Source organism: Terriglobus albidus (assembly GCF_008000815.1).
GTDB lineage: Bacteria > Acidobacteriota > Terriglobia > Terriglobales > Acidobacteriaceae > Terriglobus > Terriglobus albidus_A.
Window position 1 is genome coordinate 1,233,401 of sequence record NZ_CP042806.1, and the last position, 20,140, is coordinate 1,253,540.

The following is a 20,140-nucleotide window of genomic DNA, read 5'->3' on the forward strand; positions in this document are numbered from 1 at the left end:
AAATTCATACATGGATGTATCATTTGAGTAGATTGGCCGGAAGCGATGAAAGATGCAGGAAAAAAGCAGGCAGCCTCACGGGTGGTGCAACGGCAGGCACGGGCGCTGAAAACCAGGGCCGATCTGATGCAGGCGGCGCGCAAGGTATTTGCGAAATCAGGTTTTGAGCAGGCCCGGCTCGAAGACATTGCACGTCTCGCAGGGAAGACGCGTGGGGCTTTTTACGCGAATTTCAAAGACAAGGAAGAGGTCTTTTTCGCCCTCTTCGAAGGAAGTCTTGAAGAAGACCGTGGTGTGCTGCATGAGGCCCTGAAGCGCTGCACCTCTATGAAGCAGCGGTTGCAAGTGTTCAGTAAGCATCTTGTGGAGGTGATCCACGACAGGGAACTCATCCTGCTGCATATTGAGTTCAAGACGTATGCGATCCGCAATCCGAAGCGGAAGCGTTTGGCGGAGCTGCTTACGAAGATGGTTGATCAATATGTGGCGCGCGAGGTGGGATCATTGATTCCCGCCCTTCAGAATGCGGATGCGCGCAGTGTTGTTTCTGGTGTGATCGATGGGCTGGCGTTGAATGTACTGTTCGATCCCGAACCGCCGTCTGATGCGGTGTTGGAGCAGGTTATCTTTGCGGTGCTGCAGCAGGTTGTGGGGAAAGCGTGATCGCACCTAGGGTGGGAGCAGCGGGCTTCAGCCCGCTGATAAGTATCCTCTAAACAAATGGGCTTTAGCCCTGGGCCTTCCTTCAAATCAGAAAAAGGCCCAGGGCTAAAGCCCATTTCTTACAAAGCGGATAAACCGTGGGCTGAAAGCCCACGGCTCCCACCTACTACCCTACGTGCCGCAGAAGGTTTTGCTGACGTACTCTTCGGGGCGGGCGGGAGTTGCGTAGGGTTCGAGACCTGGCCGTTCGTCGTAGGGTTGCGCTAGAACTTGCAGCAGATCTTCGAAGGGTTGGAAGTCCTGCTTCTCGGTTGCTGCTTCCAGCGCTGCCTCCACCAGGTGATTGCGCGGGATGTAGATGGGGTTGGTGCGGCGCATCAGCGCAGCGCGCTCTTCAGGTGAGAGATTCTCCTGCGCCAGGCGTTGGCGCCAGCGTGGCTCCCACTCGTCGAATGCGGCCGGGCTGGTGAACATGGAACGGACGCCGGCATTGCCTTCCGCGCCGGCGGCTGCATCGCAGAGACGCCGGAAGGTCAGCGTGTAGTCCGCCCGTTGTTCCATCATGCGATTGAGCAAATCCTCGATCAGGCTTGTGTCGCTCTCCTGCTCTGTTGTCAGGCCCAACTTCCGCCGCATGCCTGTGTTCAGCGCGGCTTCATAGTGTTTGCCGAACTGCTCCAGCGATTCGTAGGCGGAGGCGAGGCCGGCTTCATCGCCGCCTTCTTCTTCCACCAGGAGGGGAAGGATCGTCTCTGCGAGACGCGCCAGGTTCCAGTGCATCGCGTTTGGCTGGTTGCTGTAGGAATAGCGGCCCTGATGGTCGATCGAACTGAAGACCGTGCGCGGATGGTAGGCCTCCATGAAGGCGCATGGACCGTAGTCGATAGTCTCTCCGGAGATCGACGTATTGTCCGTATTCATCACGCCGTGAATGAAGCCGAGCAGCATCCACTGGGCTACAAGTTTTGCCTGGCGGGTGACGACTCCGTCCAGGAAGGCCCGGTAGCGGCGGGTTGCGGTAGCCGCCTCCGAATAATGCCGTTCGATGGCATAGTCGGCGAGTCGGCGGAGGGCGGCAACATCTCCCTGTGCGAAGAAGTACTGAAAGGTTCCAACACGGAGATGGCTTGCCGCGACGCGCGTCAGTACGGCTCCGGGGAGCACAGTCTCACGAAAGACAGCCTGGCCAGTGGTGACTGCGGCGAGCGATCGCGTTGTCGGCACACCTAATGTGGCCATAGCTTCGCTGACGATGTATTCCCGCAGGACCGGTCCGATTGCCGCGCGTCCATCGCCATTGCGCGAGAAGGGCGTGCGGCCCGAGCCTTTGAGCTGAATGTCATAGCGAATACCGTCCCGTCCCACAACCTCGCCGAGTAGGTTTGTCCTGCCATCGCCGAGCTGCCGCACAAAGTATCCGAACTGGTGGCCGGCATAGGCCATCGCGAGAGGCTCTGAGCCCTCAGCGACACGACTGCCTGCAAGTACAGCGACGCCCTCCGGGCTGGCCAGGGCTTCGGCATCCAATCCCAGCAGGTCGGCGAGTTGGAGGTTCAGCTTCACCAGCCGCGGAGTGGTGACTGGCGTGGGTGCAACCCGTGCGTAGAAGTTCTCCGGCAGCCGGGCATAGCTGTTCGCAAAGGGAATGCGAAGTGGCTTCAGGTCGCGATCCTCGGTCAGGCTCATCGTTCTATTTTCCCCGATCTGTGGCGAACGTGTTTTCATCGGAGTATGGTGCAACGCCGGGCAGGCAAGTTAAGCAGGCAGGGAGGTCCGGATGCGCCGCTCTATCGGGTTGCTCTTGTCATTGAAACCTCTACGCAGTTTGGCCGCACGCTGCTTGGCGGGATTGCGCAGTATATCCGCGAGACCGGGCCGTGGTCAGTGCTGTTTACGGACAGAGCCGTGAATGATGCTCCGCCAGCGTGGCTGTGCGATGCCAGGGTGGACGGCATTATCACCCGCGTTCCATCGCCGGCTATTCGCGAGATTGTGACCCGTAAGGGCGTTCCGGTGGTCGATCTGAACGAACAGACCGCCGATCTGGGTATTCCGCAGATCTCCAACGACCACTCCGCCGTCTCCCGCATGGCCGCGGATCATCTGTTGAAACGCGGCTACCAGAACTTCGCTTTCATTGGCCACTCCGGACATTCCTGGTCTGATGAGCGTGAACGTACCTTCGCCCGCATCCTGCGTACGAAAGGCTACCGCTGTTCCACATACGCGGACAGCAGACTGCAGGTCTCGGAGCTGCGGGAAGGTGTATGGAACACGGAACTGGATGCCCTGGTGCAGTGGGTGGCAAATCTGCCCAAACCGATTGGCATCATGGCCAGTACTGACTTTCGCGGATTGCAGGTGCTTACGGCCTGCCGCGTGGCAGGCATTGCTGTCCCAGAGACAGCCGCGGTTGTCGGTGTTGGAGCGGATGATATTGCCTGTGCCTTGTCGGACCCTCCGCTTTCGAGTGTCGTGCTGGATGCGTGGCGCATGGGGTATGAGGCCGCACATCTGCTTGACAGAATGATGCGTGGGGCGAAGATCCATCCGGGGTTTCAGAAGAGAATTCCACCGGTCGAGGTCTCGGTGCGGCGCTCGACCGACGGTATCGCCATCTCCGATCCGCTGGTGGCAAAGGCTGCCCGCTTTATTCAGGATCGCGTCACCTATGCAACACAGGTGAATGATGTGGTGCGATACGTCGGTGTTTCCGGGACGACGCTGCAGACGCGCTTTCGCAAAGAGCTGGGTAAATCCATTCACGATGTGATTCTGGAAACGCGGCTTCGCAGAGTGAGAGAGTTGCTGACGGAAACCGACCTGCCCTTAGCTGAAGTGGCATCGCGCTGTGGGTTCCGGCACATGGAATACCTTACCCAGATGATGAAGCTGCGCACCGGCTGGACTCCGGGACAGTACCGTAAACAGCACACCGTAGTGGGGCGCAAAGGGCATTCCTGAGCGTTGAAAATCTTATCTCGATAAGAAAACGAGTAGTTTTCGACAGGCGGATATCGCGCATAAAACCAAAGAATGAATGGGATTAGAGGCGTGTTACCGGTTGTTTTGGGATTCCTTTGTAAACCTTAAAAATAATCTCGCATTCACAAACGCTGGAAGCCGGTTGGATAGTCTGCGCTCATCGCCGCTACAGGAAGCGCTTTTGAGCATCGTTCGCATGCTCCGGCAGTGTGCCTTGTCTGGGATCGCAAGGCGCGCGCACGTATCAGAGAAAAGCTCCGGATGGCAGGCAGACAAGGAAAAGACCTATGCCACGGAAATGGAATGTACTGGTTGTTTTGTTGCTCCTGGGATTTGCTGTGTATGGCCATCGCGCGATGGCGCAGTTGAGCGGAGGCATTGTTACCGGAAGTGCGCACGATCCAAGCGGCGCTGCGATTACCGGAGCAAAGGTCACGATCCGCAACAACGAGAGCGGGGAATCGATCGAGCTGAGTACGAACGGCTCCGGCGACTTCACCAGCGCCACCTTGCGGCCCGGGCAGTATGCCGTCAGCATTACGGCTGCTGGTTTTGAGAGCGTTCGCCAGGACAATCTGATTGTGCAGGTGGGCAGCAAGAGCTCGGCCAACCTGGTATTGCCGGTGGGCGCTGCAACTGCCACAGTCGACGTAATGGCGCAGGCGCCCGCGATGGAGACCAGTGTCGGCAGCGTTGGTACTGTGGTTGAGTCGCGGCCGGTGCAGGAGCTTCCTCTCAACGGGCGTAATGCTCTGGCGCTGACGCTGGAGACGCCTGCTGTCCGTTCCAACTCCGCGAACAATCCTCAGGGCTTCGCAGATCGCGGTACGTCGCTCTCGGCGATCGTCATCAACAACGGTCCGACGGCGATGAATGCCAACCTGCTCGATGGTGCGAATAACCTGAACAACTTTTCGGGCGAGATCGCGATTAATCCGCAGGTCGACGCCGTACAGGAGTTCCGTGTGCAGACAGGCTACATGTCGGCTGAGTTCGGACTCACGGGTGGCGGTGTGATCACGCTGGCTTCCAAGGCGGGCGGCAACAAGTATCACGGCGATGTCTATGAGTTCCTGCGCAATGACTATCTCGATGCGCGGCCGTACTTCCTCGAGACGACGGCTCAGAAGCCGCCTCTTCGCTACAACCAGTTCGGCGGAGCTGTTGGCGGTCCGATTCTGCGCGAGAAGCTCTTCTTCTTCGCGAACTATGAGCAGTTCAAGTACGTGACCAGCGCGGTGTATATCGCCAGTGTCCCCACGCTGAATCAGCGTAAGGGTGACTTCAGCGACCTGCAGACGTGCTCGTACAACGCGAGCGGTGCACCGGTAGTGACGCTGACGCGCATCTACGATCCCAATACGACGGTTGCCGCCGGCAACAGCTTTATCCGCACGCAATTCCCTGGTAACAAGATCAACCGCGCGCTCGATCCGGTTGCACTGAATATTCAGAATGCGATTTACCCGGAGCCGAACCGTACCGCCAGCGATACCTGCCAGCGCCTCTCCAACACGAACAACTTCCAGAGCGTGAAGCAGAACATCCGTTCGATGTACCAGTCGCTCGGGCGCTTTGACTATCGTCTGACCAATCGCCAAAGCATCTTTGGCCGGTATGCCTATTACGTCAACAACACGGATAACGGAAGCACGAACGGTTCTTATCTGCCCTCTCCGATTGTCGCTAAGCGCAACGACGCCTTCGGCAGCCAGAGCTTCGTTCTCTCGCACACCTTTACGATCTCTTCATCGACGATCAATGAAGCCAGGGTAGCGCTGACACGGACAACGTTCCCGTTTACGGTCGCGAACTATAACCAGAACTGGCCGTCAAAGCTTGGCTTGCCATCGAATGTGCCGTCGTTTGTCTTCCCAACGATCACCGGCACCGGTCAGCCGGCGGTGAATGGGCAGGTGGGGCAGCGCAATACGGCGAATCCGCAGATCAGCGACACGGTCACGATGATTCGCGGCAAGCACTCGCTTCGCTTCGGTGTGGTGCTTGCGCACAGCCAGGCGAACAACTCGCAGATGACAACTCCTTCGGGCAACTTCAGCTTCTCCAGCGCGCTGACCAATCAGCCGAACGCGACGGCGGGAACCGGCAATGCCTATGCCAGCTTCCTTCTGGGAGCGGTGCAGAGTGCGACGCTCACGGTCTATCGCGAGCCTGGATACTGGAACTTCCTGACCTCCGGCTTTGTGCAGGACGACATCAAGGTGACGCCGCGCTTCACGCTCAATGTCGGTCTGCGGTACGACTTCCAGCAGACTCCGCGCGAGCATCATGACGGTCTGAGCAACTTCGATCCGAACGCTGTTAGTCCGTCGGTCGGAAAGCCCGGGACCACGGCGTATGCAACCAAGGGCGGTTATGGCCGCACGTTTACCGGCGATGATTACAAGAACTTCGGTCCACGTCTCGGCTTTGCGTGGGATCTCTTTGGTGATGGCCACACATCGGTTCGCGGCGGTGTCGGTATCTACTACATCAGCCTGAACAATCAGCTTTTCAATCAGCCGACGGCGGGCTTCTCTTCTACGACAACAAACTACACTTCGACTAACGCCGGTATTGTGCCAGCGTTCCTGCTCTCAGCAGGTTTCCCGTATGCACCGTTGCAGCCGCAAGGTGCGGCAGGCGGTTCTGACTTCCTGCTGGGACAGTCCATCGCCTATATCCGTCCCAAGGCCAGTACGCCGTCATCACAGCAGTGGAATCTGAATCTGCAGCATGAGTTCCGCGGAGGCTTTGTTGCCGAGATCGGCTATCTCGGCAACCATGGTGTGCACATGATCTCCGGTGACTACAACATGAACGTTCTGCCGAACCAGTATCTTTCACTGGGAGATTCACTGCGCCAGAACGTTGCCAATCCGTACGCCGGCAAGGTGCCGGGATCGCTTGGCGCCTCGACGATCACGCGGCGGCAGAGCCTGTTGCCGTATCCGTACTACAACGCAGTCACGGTCACCAGTCCGCGTGACGGTAACTTCCATGGCGACGCCATGATGCTTGCCGTGCAGCGCCGCGCTGCCCGTGGCCTGACGCTGCTGACGAGCTATACCTTCAGCAAGCTGTTGGATAACGGCATCGCCAATCCGCTGGATGGATACATCGGCATCTCCAGTTCCGGTGGCGTGATTACGCCGCAGGATTCAAACAACCGTCAGCTCGAGTACAGTCTCGATCCGACGGATATCAAGCACCGGTTTGTTTCCAGTGCGCTCTATGAACTTCCGTTTGGACATGGTCGCCGCTGGCTGGCCAATACAGGCGGTTTGATGGATCGCCTGGTGAGCGGATGGCAGATGAATGGTGTCGTTACCGCACAGAGCGGCCTGCCGCTTACGATCTCCGGAGCCAACAACAACCTGGCGACGCGGCCGAGTTTCGTTCCCGGCAAGTCGGCGAAGGATGTGAACAAGTCGAGCCGCAGCGTTACTTCGTGGTTCGATGGCACCGTCTTCCAGAATCCTGACAACTGGACCTACGGCAATGTGCCTCGCGTGCTGCCCAATGCCCGTGGACCGAAGTATGTGAATCTGGACGCCTCGATCTTCAAGACGACCAGCATTACGGAGTCAGTGAAGCTGCAGCTTCGTCTGGAATCGTTCAACGCGTTGAACCATCCGAACTTCCGTCTGCCGAATACGAGTTTTGTTCCGGCGTCCGGGAGTAACGGTCTGAACACAAGCGCGAGCTTTGGTCAGATTACGAGTGATATTCAGCCTCGTAATGTGCAGATCGCGGCGAAGATTTTGTTCTAGGAACGTTTGCTCTCACGCACATGGGATTGATGCATCGGACAGTAAAGGCCGGGCCCATGTCCCTCAGGGACATGGGACACCAGGTGCATGGATTATCTGGAATGTCCTGGCACAGTTCATAACAGAGGAAATGATGAAAAAGAGTTGGATCGTCACGGCGCTTGTCTGTGCTTGCCTTTGTTCGCATGTTGTTGCGCAGCAGCAGAAAAAGCGGCACGTCCTTGTGATCTCTCTTGATGGCATGGGGGCTGACTATGTGGTGCATGCAGATCGGTACGGTCTGAAGATTCCGACGCTGCGGCGGTTTATGAAGGAAGGTGTGTATGCGGAGGGAGTGACCGGCGTCAATCCCGTTGCACTTGCACCTTGAATCCAAGCTGCTTTTCTACCGATCCTTCTTGCCCCGGCAAAAGGCTGAAAAGCAGATCCCTACGGGATGACAAACAAAAAGAGTGTTCGCTTGTTGGCTTCATCGACCCTGCTAAGGAGGCTATTGCAGGTCGACCAAACCGCGCTGCAGGGCGTAGATGGTGGCCTGGGTGCGGTCGCGGGCGCCCATCTTTTCCAGGATCGAGCTGACGTGGATACGGACGGTCTTTTCGGCGATTCCCAGTTCTTCGGCGATCTCGCGGTTGGAGAAGCCTTGTGTGATGCAGGTCAGCACTTCGCCTTCGCGGGGCGTGAGATCGACCGAGGGCATGCGCTCGGCCAGGCGGTGAAGGATCTCTTTGGGGATGTACCGAAGGCCGCGGCTTACGGTCAGCACGGCGTTGGTGACCTCTTCTCCGGAGGCGTCTTTGGTGAGGTAGCCCATGGCTCCGCCACGTACGGCGCGGTAGATATCCTCGCTGCCGCGATAGGCGGAGAGCACGATACATCGGGCGGTGGGGAAGTCCTTACGGATATGCTGCAGCACCTCGAAACCGCTCATGCGTGGCATTCGCAGATCGAGCAGAACGACATCCGGCGTGAGCTGGTGGTAGAGGTCGATCCCCTGCTGGCCATCGCTAGCCTCGCCCACCACCTTGATCTGGGGATGGGTTGAGAGCACAGAGTGCAGCGCCATCCGGGCGAGGAAGTGATCTTCAATCAGGATGACGCGAATGGGATTCATAGGCCTATCCACCGGATTACATCTGTGTCCGACAAGCGCCGCGATGGGTCGGGCGAGTCATATGGCAACACGACAGAGACTTCGGTGCCTCGATTGAGCGCGCTCTCTACATTGAAGCGCCCGCCGATCTTGCGCGCGCGCTCCTCCATTACCAGCAGGCCGAAATGCCCGCGCCGGGTCCCGGTGCGATCCTGGGAGAAACCAACGCCATCGTCGTGAATCACCATTTTTAGTGCGGATTCATCATACCGTAAATGCACAAGGATAGACTTCGGCTGCCCGTGCCTCAGCGCATTGGAGACGGCTTCCTGCCCGATGCAGACAAGGTGATGGACCGACGCAGGCGGAAGCAGAATCTCGCGTCCTTCGACGGCCATGCGGGTCTCCACATCCTCCTGCTTATAGTGCGAGCTGATGGCCTTCGACAGCGCCTGGGAGAGAACTCCAGTGACTTCATCGGTATCCCGCAGGTCCCAGATGATGCGCCGTGCCTCTGCCTGGCAGTGCGAGACCATGCTGCGCGCCATGTCGCAGGCGTTCTTCGCGTCAGTGAGTTCATGGGCATCCTTATCGAGGGTGCGCGATGCGGTTTCGAGTTGCCATGAGATGGCGGCGAAGCCCGCCATCAGAGTGTCGTGACACTCGCGGGCGATGCGGTTGCGTTCCTGCAGCACGATGCCCATGTTTCCTTTCACGCGGCGGATCCGGCGCGTGTACAGGTGCGCTCCGAGGAAGAAGACGAGCATGCCTACCAGCAGATAGAAGGTGTAGGTGGCGTAGAAGTGTGGCCGCTGCCGCACACTGATGGAGGCGACCGGGGTCATCCATGGATCGCCGCCGACGCGCGCCTGCACCTCAAAAGTGTAGGTGCCCGCCGGAATGCGGCGATAACGTGCATAGCGGGAGTGAGTGGTCACCCAGCCCGAGTCATAGCCTGTCAGGCGATAGCGGAACTCTGTCTGCGATGGGTTTGAGAGCCGGCTGGCGTCGAAGCGGAAGTTGATCTCGCCCTCTGAGGGGTCGATAACAACACGGTCGCCCGTCAACAGCGATTCAGCGCGTGTGTCGTTGCCGAAGGTCCAGCCGGTGATGCGGGCGGTCGGCGGGGCCATGGTGGCGGTCTCGGCAAACGGCGTTGTGCGTGCGAAGCCCTTGCTGGTGGCGAAGTACATCACGCCGTTGGGGAGGCGGGTTGCAGAGGGACGCGAGGGGCCACTGCAGTCGGAGGAGGGCATGCCGTCCTGCTTGATGAACAGTGTCGAGGAGATGCGCTGCAGTTTTCCGGTCGACAGATCGTTCAGGTCAGAGGCAAGAATTCTGACGATGCCCTGCGATGTGCCCAGCCAGAGATGTCCGTGCGCATCTTCCAGCATGTTGTAGATGGGCATGGATGGCAGCCCGGCGTCGTTGGGCAACGGGAATGCCCGGTCGCCGGTGATGCGGGAGAGACCGCCGGTGCGTGAGCCCGCCCAGACGTTTCCGTACGAGTCCAATGACAGGGAGAGCACATAAGGGTGGGGCATCTCGCGAATCGTCATTACCTGGCCGTTGAGGATGCGGAACAGGCCAGTGCTGGTCGCCGCCAGGATGGAGCCATCGGTATCTTCCAGAAGATCGGTGACGAGCTTCGAGGGAAGGTAGGTCTCGCCACCGGTTGTCGCCGGAATACCGCTGCGGAAGTAGTGAAGGCCGGTGTAGGTTCCGACCCATAAGCCTCCCTGCCGGTCAGAGTGCAGGACACTTACGGCATTGACGGGAGACTCGATCCCCAGCTGGTGGTGGCTCCACGTCTCTCCGTTGAAGGAGTAGATGCCATCGAACCATGTTCCCACCCAGATGCGGCCGTGTTTGTCTTCCGTAATGGTCCGGATCGGGGTCCTGGCTGGCATTCCTGGAATATGAACGGGGGTAATGACGCCGTTGTGCTGACGGAATACGCCTTGTCCCCAGGTGCCGAGCCACAGGTCTCCCTTGCTGTCGCCGAAGGCTACGGCGGAGTAGGAGGGCTTGAAGTCCGGCGCCTGCAGCATGGCAAAGGGGGCGCGACGCCAGCGGCTAAGGCCTCCGGTCAGGCCGCCAATCCAGAGGTTGTCTTCGTCATCAATAAAGAGTGTGCGTACAGTGTCGTCCGGCAGACCATCGGTTGTGGACCATCCGGAGGAACCCTCGCTATTCAAGCGAAAGAGGCCGCTGTTTTTGGTGCCGATCCAGAGGTTGTGCTGGCGGTCGCTCACCAGGATGGTGACCTGGGTGGCAACCTGCATGCGCTGCATGAACGCCGGTTCCTGCCCGGAGCGTTCATTCGCCTCAAGAACCGCGTGCATGGTGCCGAGCCACAGATGAGAGGAACGATCGCGATAAACGGACGTCGGCTCGCCGAACTGCGCGGGAACAGAAACATGCGTTACACCATGGCTGGTCCAGTGAAAGAGTCCCGACGAGGTGACAAAGTACATGCCGCCGTGCAGGTCTTCGGCGAAGACCGTTGTGATGTCGCCGCCGATGATGCCGACGTTGGGAACGGTCTCGAGCTGGTTATTGCGGTAGCGCAGAATGCCATGCTGGGTCGCGATCCAGAGAGTGCCATCGTGATCAAAGACCATTGTCCGGATGCGCTCGTTCTCGTGGCCGGCTGCGCTGCTGATGTTTACGGCGCCTGTCGCCGTCTGATGAATCACGCCGGCGCCATCGGTGCCGATCCAGAGATCGTCTGCCAGACCGGGAAGTACAGCGTTGACGGCGTCGATATTCATCGTTGCCGCGTTTGGCATCGCGAGGCGCTGGAAGGTCTGGCCGTCGAAGGTAGAGACGCCGGAGAAGGTCGCTAGCAGCAGGGTGCCATCGGCTCGCTGCGCGATCATGCGCACGTTGCTTTCAGGCAGGCCGTCCTCTACCTGCCATTCCTGTTTCTGGTACTCAGCAAGGTCAATCGGCGCAGGTGTGGGCGTCGCCTGTGGAAAGGCGCGGGCAGACAGGAGAGCGAGGGTCAGAAGCAACCCAGAGGTACATCGACGAAACATGAATGATGCCTGTTACTACGGCAACATATCTTCGATCAGATCGCAAAACAAATCTTTACGCGACGTTGACCCGAACTTCCTCCTGCGGCAGCAGCAGGGGAACCTCGGGGTGGACAAAGAGCCAGCAGACGCCGCCAATCACGGCGAAGCAGGCGGCGACGGCAAAGGAGACGGTCCAGCCGAAGTTCTGGGCGATCCACGGTGTCAGGGAGGCGGTGACGGCTCCGCCTAACTGGCCGCCCATGTTCACGATCGAAGAGAAGACAGCCGACCGGCGGCCGGCGATGTCATTGGAGGCCGACCAGAACGAGCTCTGCGAGATATAGAGAGCGCCGGCGCCGAAGGCAAGGATGATGCCAGCAACCAGGGGGCTCTTTGCCCGCGAGCCCAGCAGAAGGAAGACGCCGGTCAGGAACAGAGCTCCGGTAGCCAGGTAGCAGCGGCCGATGCGGAGTCCTTTGGTTCCCGAGAGCCAGTCGCTCGCTGCTCCGCCTGCGAGGCAGCAGAGCGTCATCGACAGGAACGGAAGCATGGAGATCTGAGCGCTCGCCTTCAGGTCGACTCCGCGGACCTTCGCCATATAGAGGAAAAACCAGCTGAAGTAGATCCAGGAGACGTAGCCGAAGCAGAAGTATCCCATCATCAGCGCCGGAAGGTCGCGGCGGCCGAAGAGCTGACGCCAGGAGAAGGAGATCGGCTGGCTATTGCTGCCGTTTCCATTGCCGTTGCGAAGATCGCGGTCGAGGCGTGCCGAGAGGCCGACTTCGATCTCCTGCAACTCGGTCATGGAGAGCGAGGGATGTTCATTCGGTGTGTCGCGCGAGACAAACCACCAGACCAGGCCGATGCCTGTGCCGAGGAGGGCGCTGAAGTAGAAGGCCGCGCGCCAGCCGTCATGGGCGATGATCCAGTTAAGGAGCGGGGGAGTGAGGCCGCTGCCCGCGCCTACTCCGGCGAAGATCAGGCCGTTGATGATGCCGCGCTCGCTGACCGGGATCCACTGGGCGACGAACTGGTTAGCTGCCGGATAGACCACGGCTTCTCCGGCGCCGAGGATCAGGCGGATGGCGATCAGGAAGAAGACGGCACCGGGAAGTCCGGTAGGCAGTACGGCCACCATTAGCGTAGCGACGCCCCACCATAAGGTGCCCAGAGTCAGAACGCGGCGCGGCCCAAAGCGGGCGGCCAGCCATCCCGCGGGGATTTGAAATCCTGCATAGCCGATCAGAAAAGCGCTGAAAATGAGTCCTAGCCGCTGGTAACCGAGTCCGAACTCCTCGCTGATCTGAAGTCCGGCGATCGAGATATTGGTGCGGTCAAGGAAGGCAATCGCGCTCAGAGCGAACAGCAGAACTGCAAGAAAAAAGCGAAGCTTATAGACCTTCCCAAAACTGACCATGTGGAGTAACAGCATACGAGCCTCGTGCAATGAACGAAATAGGTCCAATGTCTTACGTTAATGCGGGGCAAACCACCCATGACAATCACATGAAACGGAGAGAACAATCGTGGAATTCCATATACAGGCGGTAAAGGCTTTGCGGAACAAGTTTCTGGTTCAATCGGTGCTTCTGCTGGCGTCCTGCGTTGCGGTGGCAAACGCTCAGCACTACGACCTCATTGTGCAGCACGGTCATGTCATCGATCCGAAGAACGGCATCGACGGAGTGATGGACGTTGCGGTGCTGGATGGAAAGATTGCCAAGGTAGCCAAATCCATCGCTGCCTCTGAAGCGGTGAAGGCCGTGGATGCGACGGGCCTTTACGTTACGCCCGGTCTGATCGATATCCACGCGCACGTGTATGCGGGGACCGGTGAGCGCAACTCGTATGCAGGCGACAACAGTCTTTATCCTGACGGCTATACCTTCCGCGTCGGCGTTACGACCGTGGTGGATGCGGGCAGTTCCGGATGGCGATCTTTTGAGGACTTCAAAGATCGCGTTATTGACCGCTCCCACACCCGCATCCTGGCCATGCTGAATATCGTCGGCGCCGGCATGCGTGGCGCCAAGTACGAGCAGAATCTTGACGACATGGACGGCGAGGCTACCGGAAAGATGGCGCTGAAGTATCCGGGTCTGATCGTCGGTATCAAGAGCGCTCACTTTGAAGGACCTGAGTGGAAGCCATATGAACAGGCAGTCATTGCCGGCAATATTGCGAAGGTTCCCGTGATGATCGATTACGGTTCCAACCGCAAGGAGCGGCCGCTGTACGACCTGCTCTCGAAGGTGCTACGTCCGGGCGATATCTATACCCATATGTACTCCGGCCTGCGCGGTGAGCAGGATGCCACGACCGGCAAGACGAGCGAAGCCCTCAAGATCGGCCGTAAGCGTGGCATCTACTTCGATGTGGGTCACGGTGGCGGAAGCTTCAACTGGACGGTTGCAGCGCCGCTCGTGAAGGAAGGGTTCATTCCGGACTCCATCTCGACGGACATTCACATCACCAGCATGAATGCCGGCATGAAAGACCAGTTGAACGTTGCCAGCAAGATGATGACGCTGGGCCTCTCGCTGCAGGAGGTCGTCAAAGAGATGACCTCAAATCCGGCCAAGGAGATTCAGCATCCTGAGCTTGGCAATCTCACAGAAGGCTCGCCTGCTGATATTGCAGTGCTGCGCCTGGAGACTGGGAAGTTCGGCTTTGTCGATATGAACAATACGGTCTATCCGGGCACGAAAAAACTTGCCTGCGAGCTTACCGTTCATGACGGCAAGGTCGTGTATGACCTGAACGGCCTGTCGGCCGATCCATGGGATGGAAAAGTTGTTACTCCGGCGCAGGCGAAGCGCTTTACCACGATGCACGTTCGTCCGGAGAAGCCTTCCGTAGCCCATTGAGTATGTACGGGCAGTAGGTCAAACGTCCTAGTTATAGCCCTGTCATCAGGCTGATGACAGGGCTATAGCAAAAGGCACATTGTTGTTGTCACAAATCTCTAAAAAGTAAGTAAAACCTGTCGGCAAGAGACGGGGACAAGAGAAATACCAGAAGGACCGATTTTTCGGGATTTGGTTTTTTGGATATGAAATTTAGCTTTCAGGAGGCACTGCGTGAGGAAGTCACTGTTGTTGCTTGTTGTTTTGCTGTTCGTGGGAAGTTTTGCGTCTGCACAGGTATCTAACAACACTCAACTTGTTGGTACCATTACCGATCCGAGCGGCGGAGTTGTTTCCGGCGCGAAGATCACTGCGACCAATACTGGCACCCAGGTTCAGTATGAGGGAACCACCAACGCGGAGGGTTACTACACCATTCCGTTCGTCGCTCCTGGAACCTACGACATCACCGTAGAGCAATCGGGCTTTGCGAAGACGGTCAGCAAGGGTGCGATTGTCATCCTGAACCAGTCGGCTCGTACGGACATTACGCTGAAGGTCGGCGATGTCGCGAGCGTGGTCCAGGTCACCGCCGATACTCCGGCGCTTTCCACCGACGATGCGCTGATCGGTGACACCGTGGAGCGGGCGAAGGTAGAGAACCTGCCGATGAACACCCGCCGCGTCATGGACCTGGCGACGACAGCTTCGAACGTAATCATCGGACCCAAGACATCGTTCACCGGCGTGCCTCCGGGCGCGAACTACATCGGCGCCGGTACCCGTGAGGTGGCCAACTCGCTGACGCTCGACGGTATCACGATCATGAACTCGCTGATCTCGTCGTCTCCTGTGACACCAAATCCTGACGCTATCTCGGCGGTTCAGGTACAGAGCGGTAACTATACCGCCCAGTACGGCGCCTACATGGGTATCCACATCAACTCGGATACGAAGTCCGGTACAAATTCGATTCACGGCACGGTGTACGACTACATCCAGAACGACTACTTCAACGCCAAGCCCTGGCTTGCTGCCAAGGGATTGCGTACGCCTTTCATGCGTTTCAATCAGTTCGGTGGCGTGGTCAGCGGACCTGTGGTGATTCCGTTCCTCTATAACGGCCGCGATAAGACCTTCTTCATGGGGTCATACGAAGGCCTGCGTCAGTATCAGCAGATCTCCAGCGTTACAACGGTTCCCACGCTGAAGATGCGCACGGGAGATTTTTCTGAGCTGCTGCCCAGCCTGCAGCTCTATAACCCGACGAACCGTACGACGCCCTATGCGAACAATCAGCTTCCTGTGTCTGCCGTTGCGGCAAAGCTGATGCAGTATTATCCGAATCCTACGAATTCGGCGCTCACCAACAACTTCAATAGCTATGTGCCTCTCACCATTGAGCAGAACCAGACACTCAACCGTGTGGATCACAATATCGGCCAGAACGTGCGTCTGTTTGGCCGCTTCCTCTGGCAGAAGTTGACCTATGTCAATGGCAACGCCGTCGCCACTTCGTCAGCCTACTCGCCGACGTCGGACCGCAATGGCGTGATCGGTTACACGCACATCATTACGCCGACATTTATCAACGATCTGCGTGTCGGTTTCAACACGCTGACCAGCGATGTAAACAACCAGTTCGCACAGAACGGACAGACGAGCGCCGGCTCAGCGCTTGGAATCCCCGGTTTCACGGCCGACGTCGATAACAATAACCCCGGTATTCCTACGATGACGGTGACCGGCTACGCCGGTCTCGGTTCTTCCGGTTCCAACTGGAAGCAGGACGACCGCACCGTTCATGCCTACGACCAGATCAGCTGGACCAAGGGGCGGCACACCATTATGGCGGGCGCCGATATCCGTCGCATGACGATCGGCCGCGCGGCGCAGAATGATCCTCGCGGAAACTTCACGTTCAGCGGTCGTTACAGCACGCAGTGTGTGGCGACAACAGATCCGACGAAGCCGTGCGCGAACGCAGTTTCGGGCAATGGTCTGGCTGACATGGTGTTAGGCTACGCGGCGAGCATCGTTACACCCACGTTCCAGCTGAAGGGTTCGGTCGGTAGCTGGCGCAACGGCTACTTCGTTCAGGACAACTGGCAGGTCACCCCGAAGCTGACATTGCTCTACGGTATGCGTTATGAGCAGCCAACCATCCCGTACTCGCTGAATGGTTATGCCCGTATCCTGAACTCCACCTATACCGCGTTGATTCCGTCTAGCACCGCAACCACCGGTACGGCCTTTACGCCGACGCCAGGCTTCCAGTTCACCGGCGCCAACAACAACCTGTGGGCACCGCGCCTCGGGTTTGCCTATCGCGCGACCGACAAGATTGTGGTGCGTGGTGGCGGCGGTATCTACTACAACCCGAATCACTTGAATGCGTTTACGCTGGCCAGCGGTAACTATCCTTTGGCGAATAGCACTACCTATACGGCGGATACGTACTTCTCAAATAAGACCTTCTCAAATCCGAGCGGCGGAGCTGCCGGTGCGGGTGGCTGTAATCCCAACGTCGCGGCAACCTACTGCAACGCGTTTACCGACGCCGCCAGCCTGCCGACACCTCGTATGTATCAGTGGAACCTCGACTCCGGCGTCGAGCTCTGGAAGGATGCAGCTTTCGAGCTGCAGTATCTCGGCTCTCGTTCGATTCACCTGGACTTCTCGTGGCAGCCGAATACGCCGACACCTGGACCAGGCACGATCAACTCATCACGCCGTCCGTACCAGGGCTTCGGTACTATTCGCCAGATCACCAACGGCGGATGGTCGACTTACAACGGTCTTACGTCGATCTTCCGTCAGCGTCTGAATCACGGGCTAACGGCGAATCTGTCGTATACCTGGGCTCACAATCTGGATACCTCCAACGACGCGAACGGTGGCGGCTACCTGATGAACCCGTACAACATCAAGGCTGACTACGGCAATTCGAACTGGGATATCCGCCACCGCTTCGTCGGTACGCTGCTGTACCAGTTCCCGAACTTCGCCGGCCACAACTACGCGGTTCGTACGGCTCTTGGCGGATGGCAGGCAAACGCTATTGTTACCCTGCAGACCGGCATGCCGTTCAACGTCGGTCTGTCGTCTGACGTTGCGAATACCGGGACGAGCGGTATTCAGCGTCCGAACTTTGTGAAGCGTGTCGCGAACAGCTGCTCCGGTGACTTCGTGGTCAAGAACGGTACCAGCGCCAGCTGCCTCGATGCCACTGCTTACGCGACTCCGGCATCCTTCACCTACGGCAATCTGCACCGCAATGACGCGAAGGGAGCGGGACGCGAGCTTGTGAACTTCTCGATGTTCAAGAACTTCCAGGTCTATGAGCGTCTGCAGTTCCAGTTCCGTGCGGAAGCCTTCAACGTATTGAACCACGCAAATCCCAGCAATCCGAACAGCTCGGGCAATCCGCAGCTTGGCACTGCGAGCTTCGGAACCATCACCAGCACACAGACCGATCCGCGCGTGCTGCAACTGGTGGGCAAGATCAACTTCTAAATGTTGGAACTCCCTCTTCGAGGCCGCTGGTGCAAGCCCAGCGGCCTCATTTTTTCGTTTAGTGTTGTCGAACAGGAGTAAATCGGCATGCGTATGCGTAGAACGTTGTTGTGGGCAGGAAATGCATTTGTAGTGGTGGCGGCGGTTGCGCTGCTGGCCATGAAGCAGGAGACGGTCGCTTCTCCAGAAGAGCTGCAGAAGAACCCTGAGGCAGTTCTGGAGGGCTACCGGCATGTGGAGGCAGCTTCCGTCTCTGACGCGGCAGAGCAGGTGCTGCATGAGAAGCGCTACATGTCGCACAAGATGCAGGCGATCTTTCCGACCAAGTTTGTGGGTACGGCGTTGACGGTGCAGCTCCTCAAGCAGGAGAACAACGATCCGAATGCTTTGCAGGGCATGCTGCAGGCGATCGACAGCGGCGGCAAGGACAGCGTCTATGTCATGCAGGTGCAGGATGGTGCAGATATCGCCGGCATGGGCGGCCTGATGGGTACGGCCATGTGGTCGCGCGGATTCTCCGGAGCCGTGATCGACGGCGGTGTACGCGATCTGCCGCAGTTGAAGCGCATCGGCTTTCCCGTCTACGCAACCGGCGTGGTGCCTTCGACCTCGGTCAGCCATTATCGCTTCGGAGGGATGAACGTCCCGGTCGTCTGCGATGGCGTGAAGGTCAATCCAGGGGACATTATTTCCGCTGACCAGGATGGCGTGGTGGTGATTCCCAAGGACAAGGCGGTCGAGGTGCTGATCCGCGCGCAGAAGCTCGATCAGACCGAGCATGCCATGTATCCCTATATTGAAAAGTTGCACTCAATCGTGGCCGCGGTGAAGGAGTTCGGACGCATCTAAACAAGCGTCCGTATCCCTAGGTCATCTGCCCGATGACATGATTTCCACTTGCCGTTTCAAATAGTTCCACCGAAGGTTACATGCCTGTTCGTGCTGGAAAGGGGACTTCCTTTGCCTCGCCGTGCTGATGATCGTTCGATAAGCCGCCGCCGCCTGTTGGGCGCTGCCGGCGCCACTGTGGCTGCCTCACTGCTTCCACCCTCTGCTGTGGCTGCTGCTGCCGCGGAACCTGCGGTGGACTACTACGACAAGCTGGGCGTTGCGAAGATCATCAACGCTGCCGGCACCTATACCTATCTGACGGCCGCGGTGATGGCGCCGCCGGTGCAGCGGGCTGTGGCCATGGCGGCGCATCATCCTGTCCGTCTGAAGGATCTTCAGCGCGCCTCCGGCGAGTACATCGCCAAGCGCCTGAAGTGCGAGGGCGCAGTAGTGAGCTCCGGAGCGTCAGCGGCGCTTACGCTGGGCACGGCTGCGTGTGTAGCGGCTAAAGGAAATCTGAAATCGAATGAGATTCCTCTGCAGGCACGCGAGCGTGGGTATGAGGTCATTGTGCAGAAGAAGCATCGCTACGAATATGATCACGCGATGCTGATCTGCGGTGTGACCATCCGCGAGGTTGGAAGCCTGGAAGAGTACAAGAGTGCGTTCAACGAGCGCACGGTGATGACCAACTACTTCAACTCCGCCGGGCCGGAGTCGGAACCGGGAATCATCGACCGTGAGACCTGGCTGAAGGTTGCGCATGAGCATGGTGTGCCCTGCCACCTGGATGCCGCCGCTGATGTCCCGCCGATCTCGAATCTGTGGAAGTACACGGAGATGGGTTTTGACCTGGTGTGCTTCTCCGGCGGCAAGGGATTGCGCGGTCCTCAGAACGCAGGCTTGCTGCTCGGTAAGAAACGCTTGACCGATCTTGCTCTTGAGAATGACAGTCCTAACAGCGACGCTGTCGGCCGCGGTATGAAGGTTGCCAAGGAACAGATGGTTGGCATGGTTGCGGCTGTGGATTGGATTCTGGAGCAGAATGATGAGGCCATCCAGGCGGAGAGCATGAGACGCATCCGCACGATTGAAGCCGCCCTCAAAGGAATTCCCACGGTGACTACCACCGTGAACGTCCCGCCGGTCGCCAATCATGTGCCGCATTTGCTCATCAAGTACGATCCTGCGACGGTCGGTATCAAGCCGCTTGAGGTGGCAGCAAAGCTGCGTTCCCAGAAACAGTCGATCGAGCTTAGCCCGGCTACTGGCGTGCGTGGACGCATCGAGGGAGCGGATGAGAATACGATTGTCGTTGGTGTATGGATGCTGCAGCCAGGCGAAGCCGAGATCGTAGCCAGCAGCCTTAGACAGGTCCTGAAGCCCGCGAAAGCCTGAGTTATCCCCAAG

General features: G+C 58.4%; 12 protein-coding genes. 8 read left to right on the plus strand and 4 right to left on the minus strand.

Annotated features, from left to right (window positions below):
- Positions 1 to 45: 45 nt before the first annotated feature.
- Positions 46 to 663 carry a TetR/AcrR family transcriptional regulator gene (locus FTW19_RS05035; RefSeq protein ID WP_147646621.1) on the plus strand — a complete coding sequence of 206 codons (618 nt, stop codon included), beginning with the start codon at positions 46 to 48 and terminating at the stop codon, positions 661 to 663.
- A gap of 171 nt (positions 664 to 834) precedes the next feature.
- Here FTW19_RS05035 and FTW19_RS05040 read toward each other — a convergent pair whose 3' ends face one another.
- A complete protein-coding gene (locus FTW19_RS05040) occupies positions 835 to 2,349 on the minus strand; it encodes a protein adenylyltransferase SelO (protein ID WP_147646622.1) in 1,515 nt (504 codons plus the stop codon).
- 45 nt (positions 2,350 to 2,394) lie between these two features.
- On the opposite strand from FTW19_RS05040, the gene FTW19_RS05045 reads away from it, so the two are divergent.
- The 3 genes from FTW19_RS05045 (at position 2,395) to FTW19_RS05055 (ending at position 7,791) form a co-directional block, all read left to right on the plus strand.
- Positions 2,395 to 3,627 carry a DNA-binding transcriptional regulator gene (locus FTW19_RS05045; protein WP_147646623.1) on the plus strand — a complete coding sequence of 411 codons (1,233 nt, stop codon included), beginning with the start codon at positions 2,395 to 2,397 and terminating at the stop codon, positions 3,625 to 3,627.
- Between the two features lie 308 nt (positions 3,628 to 3,935).
- Positions 3,936 to 7,421, plus strand: coding sequence for a carboxypeptidase regulatory-like domain-containing protein (locus tag FTW19_RS05050; RefSeq protein ID WP_147646624.1), 3,486 nt, complete (start codon positions 3,936 to 3,938; stop codon positions 7,419 to 7,421).
- Positions 7,422 to 7,551: 130 nt separating this feature from the next.
- Positions 7,552 to 7,791, plus strand: coding sequence for an alkaline phosphatase family protein (locus tag FTW19_RS05055; protein WP_147646625.1), 240 nt, complete (start codon positions 7,552 to 7,554; stop codon positions 7,789 to 7,791).
- A 120-nt stretch (positions 7,792 to 7,911) separates the two neighbouring features.
- On the opposite strand, the gene FTW19_RS05060 is transcribed toward FTW19_RS05055, so the two are convergent.
- Genes FTW19_RS05060 through FTW19_RS05070 form a run of 3 tightly spaced genes read right to left on the minus strand, consistent with a single transcriptional unit; the run spans position 7,912 to position 12,969 of the window.
- Complete coding sequence (locus tag FTW19_RS05060) at positions 7,912 to 8,535, minus strand: response regulator (RefSeq protein WP_147646626.1); 624 nt, start codon at positions 8,533 to 8,535, stop codon at positions 7,912 to 7,914.
- Complete coding sequence (locus FTW19_RS05065) at positions 8,532 to 11,555, minus strand: sensor histidine kinase (protein WP_147646627.1); 3,024 nt, start codon at positions 11,553 to 11,555, stop codon at positions 8,532 to 8,534. The genes FTW19_RS05060 and FTW19_RS05065 overlap by 4 nt, the downstream gene beginning before the upstream one ends.
- Before the next feature lie 55 nt (positions 11,556 to 11,610).
- Positions 11,611 to 12,969: an MFS transporter gene (locus FTW19_RS05070; RefSeq protein WP_246153573.1), complete on the minus strand. Its 1,359-nt coding sequence runs from the start codon at positions 12,967 to 12,969 to the stop codon at positions 11,611 to 11,613.
- A 94-nt stretch (positions 12,970 to 13,063) separates the two neighbouring features.
- Here FTW19_RS05070 and FTW19_RS05075 point away from each other — a divergent pair, with 94 nt between their 5' ends.
- The 4 genes from FTW19_RS05075 (at position 13,064) to FTW19_RS05090 (ending at position 20,128) form a co-directional block, all read left to right on the plus strand.
- Positions 13,064 to 14,404, plus strand: a complete 1,341-nt coding sequence (locus FTW19_RS05075; RefSeq protein ID WP_246153574.1) for an amidohydrolase/deacetylase family metallohydrolase — start codon at positions 13,064 to 13,066, stop codon at positions 14,402 to 14,404.
- A 213-nt stretch (positions 14,405 to 14,617) separates the two neighbouring features.
- Entirely contained in the window at positions 14,618 to 17,899 is a 3,282-nt protein-coding gene (locus FTW19_RS05080; protein ID WP_147646628.1) for a TonB-dependent receptor, read from the plus strand.
- A gap of 87 nt (positions 17,900 to 17,986) precedes the next feature.
- Positions 17,987 to 18,748 carry an RraA family protein gene (locus tag FTW19_RS05085; protein ID WP_246153575.1) on the plus strand — a complete coding sequence of 254 codons (762 nt, stop codon included), beginning with the start codon at positions 17,987 to 17,989 and terminating at the stop codon, positions 18,746 to 18,748.
- 111 nt (positions 18,749 to 18,859) lie between these two features.
- The gene (locus FTW19_RS05090) at positions 18,860 to 20,128 is read left to right on the plus strand and encodes an aminotransferase class V-fold PLP-dependent enzyme (protein ID WP_147646629.1); all 1,269 of its coding nucleotides are present in this window, start codon (positions 18,860 to 18,862) and stop codon (positions 20,126 to 20,128) included.
- Positions 20,129 to 20,140 lie beyond the last annotated feature (12 nt).